Below are 6,703 nucleotides of genomic sequence, written 5' to 3'. Positions count from 1 at the left end.
ACCGCGAACGGCGCCATTCAACGATCGGTTACCTCAGCCCAATCGACTACGAGCAGCAGTTCGTCGCTGCCCGTACACTCACCCTTGTGAACCCCTGAGGCCTGTCCACGAAATCGGGGGAACCCCACCGTCAACCTTTGAATGGATGCCTGCGTACAGAGTCAAAGACCGGACATCGGCTTCAATGGCGTCAAGAAAACGGTCACCAAGGCCAACGAGCTGGCACTCATCAAACATCCAGCCATTGCGGAGATCATCCCTGGCAGCGTCAAGAAGTCTGATGTCCACGAAGCTCAGATCTCAGCTCAGCGATGGCAGCATTCCAGGGCCGAAAAAGGTCAGGATCCTGCCGTACCTGCTCACGGCGTCGCTCTAATTCATCGCGATGCCAGGAGGGGGAGTCGACCTGATCGGGCGTAGCGGAGAGATCTGCCCAGAGGAGTTCCATCACCTCGAGCTTCTCTTCCAGACTCATCTCAGCCAGAGAGAAATCTGCCGCCATCAGCCGAGGCCTCCCAGGGAGCAATCGCGCCACTGTAGAGCTGAGCAGCCTCGACAACGATCCAAATCACACGTTCAGAGGCTTGCTGTCCAATTCACCAGTGCCACCCCCTGTCCCATCTCCCACCGGCACTGGCCTGACAGCGGCAGGATGCCCCCATGCACCCAAACCCCTCCCCCACCTACGAGCGCCTCCGCGAGTACATCGCCAAGCGCATGCGCATGAGCCACATCTATCAACCCTTGATGCTCATGGAACTGCTCGGCCGCCGCAGCCCGGCCCCGGCGCAGGACATCGCCCGGCGGATCCTGGGGGAGGACGTGACCCAGATCGAGTACTACACCGAGAGGGTGAAACGGATGGTGGGGCGCGTGCTCAGCGGCAACGGCATCACCCGCTACGGCGATGGGCTCTACAGCCTGATCGGCGCGGAGGAGCTGAGCGACAGCGAGCGCGACGCACTGCTGCAGCTGTGCCGCCAGCGGCTGGACGGGTTCCGCGAGCAACGGGGTGAGGAGGTGTTTGCGCATCGCTCCCGCCACCGCAGCCCGATCAGCGGCTCGGTGAAGTACCGGGTGCTCACCAGGGCCCGGGGCCGCTGCGAGTGCTGCGGCGCCCATGAGCATCAACGGGCCCTGGAGGTGGACCACATCATCCCCAGGAACCAGGGCGGATCGGACGACATCAGCAACCTGCAGGCGCTCTGCTTCCGCTGCAACGCCGGCAAGCGCGACACCGACCGCACTGACTTCCGTGGTGTGCAGGCCAGTTATGGACAGCGGCTGGAAGGCTGTGTGTTCTGCGCGTTTGAGGGGTCCGGGCGGGTGCTGCTGGAGAACGAGCTGGCACTCTGTATCGCCGACGCCTACCCGGTGAGCGAGGGCCACAGCCTGGTGATCCCGCGGCGGCACGTCGCTGATGGGATGGCGCTGCACCAGCCGGAATGGAACGCTGTGGTGGAGCTGATGAAGCAGAGACGGGAGCAGCTCAGCGCCCAGGACGTATCGATCAGCGGCTGGAATGTGGGGTTGAATTCAGGCGAGACAGCTGGGCAAACGGTGTTTCACGCGCACTGGCATCTGATCCCAAGACGAGAGGGGGACTGCGAGCTGCCGAGGGGCGGGGTTCGGGGGGTGATTCCTCAGAAGCAACTTTACTGAAAGCCAATTGTCTACTATTTCGGCTGAGCGGCGGCCGAAAGCAGACCGCCTGAACAAACTTTAAAGCTGTACCACGTAACCCCTTGCAGATTCCCCACTGCGAAGAAGCACCATGCCTTGACAATGACTTCAGTGATTTCTATGCACTCCCGCGTGTGCCCCTTAAAAGCAGTTGATTCGGATTTCTTGTCTATATTCTCTTCATCCCCAGTCCCGCAAGATACTCATAAGTGGTGTCGTAGTATTCCGGCTTTCGCGTCACATCACTTTCTGAGCCTTCAGGCACCAATACCACCATGCCTTGTCGAGCTCGGGTCAAAAGGACGCGATAGGCGTTCTTTAGATATGACTTCCTCTCATCCTTCCTTATCTTGTTCCAACGCATAGCCTGCCTATTCGGAACCGCGCGAAACTCGTATGTATCCCATCCATTGCCCGCGTATCTGTAGTCAGCATCCCAGGCCACGCAGGCCCAGTCGAGCTCAAGCCCCTGCACATCAAATTCAGTAGCAACGTCCTCCATAAAGAAGGACGAGCGCACATCATCACGGCCATTAAGAAACCAATGGACCGGGCTGACTTTAGCATTCACATCCAGCGCCAGCGGCCTGAGTCGAGCTCCTTTAGACGATGCAACTATGCCGTATCTTTCTGAACCATGCGCTTTCTCTTTCAGCCAGGCTTTTGCCTTTTGGATGTCGCGAGTCAGCACCAACGGATATTGATCTGAAATTTCGCTTACTATATTCCGAGCATGTTCGCTTTCAACATCGAGCAAGAACTTGACGAAAGAAGATACTTTATCACTACGAAATGATCGTATCGACGTCTTTAAATGTAGTTCGGGCATACGGATGACAGCACTGTGCTGAGCCAATGATTTCTCGGTTTTCTCTGCCCCGAATTCCGCTTCTAGGAGTTTGTCAGAGACGTAGATCTTCCAATCTGGGAATGATCGGTTCACCGACTCGATCCACTCCCCGATGCCCGCTTCGCCAGTGTTGATTTCCTGCCCACCTCCAACCAAGCAGACGATCACGGCCCAATCCTGATGACGATTCATACAAGATATTAGAAACTCGGGCTCGGACATATGAAAGTTCGGTTGATTCTTCTTGCGCTTCATGAAATCAATGGTCATATCTCGAGTCCAGGCCCTTTGCGCTTCATCGAATATTGCAACGTGCTCAACGGGTGGGTTGATAGAATCATGCAAGCCTTCATCGCGGAAGTGGTGGATATTCTGAACAAAAGCCTTCACTTCGCTTTGGGCCTCACCCTTTCTGATCTTCTCGCCCATCTCTTTGGTGCGCCGCACCTTGTCCCGTGCCAAAGCTTCCTGCAATACTGCAACCAAGGGGCCATTGCCTGACAGATATACGCTATAAAGCTCGTCTTTGGCATTGATATGTCTCGTTGCAATATCCAGCCCGACCAGGGTCTTTCCGGCGCCGGGCACGCCTGTAACAAAGCAGACTGCTTTATCGCCCTTACTCCGCGTTGCTCGGATGATTTCAGAAACAGATGCAGCAGTCTTAGTTAGGTTGTCGCCAGCGTCATTCTTCGTGATGTCTGCCACAGAGTGTCCACGGTAAAGCGCCAGTGTCGCTTCAATTATTGTCGGGGTTGGCTTATACCGACTCTGCTCCCATTTCAACCCATCCAACGCCGGACCCTGTACTGCCTCCAGGGCCAGTTCGATGGCTTTGGAAATACCCGACTTATTGACTTTCATTGGCTTAAACAGCCGCCCCTTGGCAAGGAGAGTCTCCTTAGATACTTGCGTGTCGGGCGCTTCTGTTGCGACCAATACAGGAAAGACGAATTTGTCGTGGCTACCTTCGTGGAAATTCGAAAGATCAAGGGCATAGTCCATGACCTGTTCCAGGTCTTGCGCTTGAAACGTCATCTCGCCCACTTTGAATTCAACAACAAATATTGCTGGACCGATTAAAACAATCGCATCCACACGGCGGCCCATGCGCGGAATGGAGTATTCAAAATAGATGTCTCCATCGTGGCCGGTCAAGCCGGCTTTCAGCAACTGAATCTGGTCAACCCAGGCGTCGCGCTGTTGAGGGGTGAGATCAAATGTGTTGGCAACTGCCATCTGGCCAAGGATGGCAGCTTGGTCAGCGGTGGCGAACTGGGAGAGGGTGGATCTGAAGAAGTAGCGATTCATCAGGTGAATGTGTCCTTTTCAAACCGTCTCAAGAAAACGACTGGGAAGCTGTATCTCGTTGGCGATCCGAGGATGGAATCGATGCTTAGCTCTAGACCGAAACTGATGCATAGGAGAATCCGCGAAGGTTTCAGAGCCCCATAATCTGGTGGGTAGGAGCCGCATCAAGAATGTTAGCGAAAGCAGAACCATTAGGAGATGAAAACTTTGAACTTGAACCCACCGGCTAGGCTCAGCTTATCTAGTTCCACATAACAACGCTATTGGACGTCTGCCTGCTTGTCGCTCCGCGGACCAAGCGAGGGCAATCAGGGTGCCACCCCCCGACCGCTATAACCAAGCCATCCACGAGACCCTCTCCCAGCTAGTTGAAGCCGACAGCCGGCTTGGCCTCCTGGACGCCTATGCCCCGCCAGCGCCTGGCCATCGGCGAGCTGCGCATCCTCTTCGCGGTCGACCTGTTCAACGAAGGGCTCGACATCCCCGCCATCGACACCGTGCTGCTGCTGCGGCCCACCGAGAGCGCCGTGGTGTTCCTGCAGCAGCTAGGCCGGGGCCTGCGCCTCTGCCCCGAAACCGGCAAGAGCTGCCTCACGGTGTTGGATTTCATCGGTCAGCAGCACCGCCGTTTCCGCTTCGATCTGCGCTTCCGCGCCCTGCTCGGCGGTAGCCGCCGTCAGCTGGAATCCCAGCTCGATCAGGGCTTTCCGTTCCTGCCGCCCGGCTGCCGTCTGGTGCTCGATCGCGTCTCCCAGCAGGCGGTGCTGGCCAGCCTGCGCGCCAGCCTCCCCAGGCAAAAGGCCCCGCTACTACGCGAACTCCAAGCCCTCGCCTCCGAGGGGGTGATCGGCCCCGGCTCCGGCCTGGCGGACTGGCTGGAGGCCCTGGCCATGGAACCCGCCGACTTCTACGGGGTGCGCGGCGCCGGCTTCACCAGCCTGCGGCGCGAGCTGGGCTGGCTCCCGGTTGCCCCCCATCCGCAGGAGGAGTCGCTCACCCGCGCCATCGGCGCCGGCCTGCTCCACCTCGACGATCCCGATCGCCTGCGCGCCACCGCCGCCGCCCTCGCCGCCCCGTCACCCCCCGATCCCGGGCGGCTCGGCGAACGCGAGCGGCGCCAGTGGCTGATGCTCACCGCCCAGCTGTTCGGCACCGGCAAGCGCTGGCGGCCCCTGCCCGCCGCCCTCGCCCTGCTCTGGCATGCATCCGCCTGGCGCGAGGAACTGCGCCAGCTGCTGGTCCTGCTGGCCGAGCGCACCGAGCGCCGCCTCCACCCGCTGCCCTGGGCCCTGCCGGTGCCCCTGCGCGTCCACGGCCGCTACAGCCGCGCCGAAATCGAGGCCGCCTTTGGGATCCTGAGCGACGACGCCCCCTGGATTCACCGCGAAGGCGTCCTCTGGCACGAACCCAGCCACACCGACCTGCTGTTCGTGACCCTCAACAAGAGCGAGGCCCTCTTCTCCCCCACCACCCGCTACCGCGACCTGGCCCTCGGCCCGTCCCTGTTCCACTGGGAGAGCCAGAGCACCACCACCGCCGCCTCCCCCACCGGCCAGCGCTACATCCACCACGAGGCGCGAGGTTCACGGGTGCTGCTATTTGTGCGGGAGCACCGGCGCGAGGGTGGCCGGGCCGGGGGTGTCACGGAGCCGTTTCGGTGTCTGGGGTTTGCGCGCTACGAAAGCCACGAGGGGGAGCGGCCGATGGCGATTCGCTGGCGGCTGGAGCGGCCGATCCCGGCGGGGTGGATGCAGGGGATGGGGTTGGCGGTTTGAGGGGGCAACCCCCATCAACCCCTCCTAAAGTGAATGTCTTGGAGGAGTGCCATGGCCCTCGCCATCAATCTCAATGAAGAGCAGTCCCGTGCTCTCGCTCAGGTGGCGGGACGGCTCAACGTGGCCCAGCAGGATCTGGCGGCAGCCGCCGTTCGCGATCTGTTGAGCAGGCCCTCCGCTGACTTTGAAGTCGCAGCCTCCCAAGTGCTGGCAAAGAATGAGGAGCTCTACCGGCGCCTGGCTTGATCCGCTTTCTCAGCCTCAGCGAGGTTCTGGAGCTGCATCGCCGTCTGATCGTCACCTCTGGTGGATTGCCAGGATTGCGGGACCTTGGCTTACTGGAGGCGTCACTCTCGCAGCCCCGCCAGACATTCTCGGGTACTGATCTCTATCCCACTCTCGTCGATAAGGCAGCAGCACTTGGTTTTTCATTGATCAGGAACCATCCCTTTGTGGATGGCAACAAACGCATCGGTCATGCCGCCATGGAAGTCATGCTGATGCTTAACGGGTATGAACTGACGGCTTCGACGGAAGCAGCGGAAGCCACCATTCTGGGCGTGGCCTCCGGAGCGCTTGGGCGCCAGGCATTGACAGATTGGGTCCGGAAAATGATTAAGCGCTCGTAATGAGGTGATTCTGCAGACAGATCAACAGCCACCTCATTCGGCCCAGCAGAGATGGGCGCCAGCTCAGGAGTTCTCCGGGGCTTCCCAATCGCCCTCGGCCTTGGCAATCCACTCCGGAACGGCCGACCAGCCTTCGGACCAGGAGATCCAGGGGAAAGTACGCCTGACAGCGACGCCGCATTTCACGGATCTTGGCTAGGTGGCGTCCCTCAAAGGGCATCACCGCCAGGATGTCGGCATCCGAATCCCAGCGCCCGTCCCCACGAGACAGCGACCCGAACAGGATGACCTTCTCGGGGGCGTAACACTCCACCAGCTGCCGCGTGAATGGGGTTCCCCCAATTATGAGGACAGGTCCATAGGGGTCACGCCATGACCACCAGACTGTCCATCGATGACCAACCCCACCAGAACCCGGCGCCGGTTCACGGCGCAGCAGAAGGCGGAGGCCGTGG

General features: G+C 59.8%; 6 protein-coding genes and 1 pseudogene. 4 read left to right on the top strand and 3 right to left on the bottom strand.

The features are described 5' to 3' along the window. Positions 1-268: 268 nt before the first annotated feature. Positions 269-475 carry an addiction module protein gene (locus KBY90_RS14930; protein ID WP_254969454.1) on the bottom strand — a complete coding sequence of 69 codons (207 nt, stop codon included), beginning with the start codon at positions 473-475 and terminating at the stop codon, positions 269-271. Between the two features lie 185 nt (positions 476-660). Here KBY90_RS14930 and KBY90_RS14925 point away from each other — a divergent pair, with 185 nt between their 5' ends. Continuing rightward, positions 661-1,662 (top strand): HIT domain-containing protein, encoded by a 1,002-nt coding sequence (locus KBY90_RS14925; protein ID WP_254969453.1) that lies wholly within the window; start codon positions 661-663, stop codon positions 1,660-1,662. Positions 1,663-1,852: 190 nt separating this feature from the next. Here KBY90_RS14925 and KBY90_RS14920 read toward each other — a convergent pair whose 3' ends face one another. After that, complete coding sequence (locus tag KBY90_RS14920) at positions 1,853-3,844, bottom strand: DUF2075 domain-containing protein (RefSeq protein ID WP_254969452.1); 1,992 nt, start codon at positions 3,842-3,844, stop codon at positions 1,853-1,855. Positions 3,845-4,257: 413 nt separating this feature from the next. Between KBY90_RS14920 and KBY90_RS14915 the strand changes: the two are divergent. The 3 genes and pseudogenes from KBY90_RS14915 to KBY90_RS14905 all read left to right on the top strand — a co-directional run. Continuing rightward, positions 4,258-5,619: pseudogene (locus tag KBY90_RS14915) on the top strand (DUF3427 domain-containing protein); the annotation flags it as partial. A gap of 51 nt (positions 5,620-5,670) precedes the next feature. Further along, positions 5,671-5,865, top strand: coding sequence for a DNA-binding protein (locus KBY90_RS14910; RefSeq protein ID WP_254969450.1), 195 nt, complete (start codon positions 5,671-5,673; stop codon positions 5,863-5,865). Beyond that, positions 5,862-6,248 (top strand): type II toxin-antitoxin system death-on-curing family toxin, encoded by a 387-nt coding sequence (locus tag KBY90_RS14905; protein WP_254969449.1) that lies wholly within the window; start codon positions 5,862-5,864, stop codon positions 6,246-6,248. The genes KBY90_RS14910 and KBY90_RS14905 overlap by 4 nt, the downstream gene beginning before the upstream one ends. On the opposite strand, the gene KBY90_RS15205 is transcribed toward KBY90_RS14905, so the two are convergent. Continuing rightward, a complete protein-coding gene (locus tag KBY90_RS15205; RefSeq protein WP_396122616.1) occupies positions 6,235-6,561 on the bottom strand; it encodes a nucleotidyltransferase domain-containing protein in 327 nt (108 codons plus the stop codon). The two genes, KBY90_RS14905 and KBY90_RS15205, sit on opposite strands and share 14 nt — an antisense overlap. Between the last annotated feature and the right edge of the window lie 142 nt (positions 6,562-6,703).

This window comes from Cyanobium sp. CH-040 (genome assembly GCF_024346135.1).
GTDB lineage: Bacteria > Cyanobacteriota > Cyanobacteriia > PCC-6307 > Cyanobiaceae > NIES-981.
The sequence above is the reverse complement of the archived record's forward strand: the minus strand, read 5'-3'. Positions and strand labels throughout refer to the sequence as shown.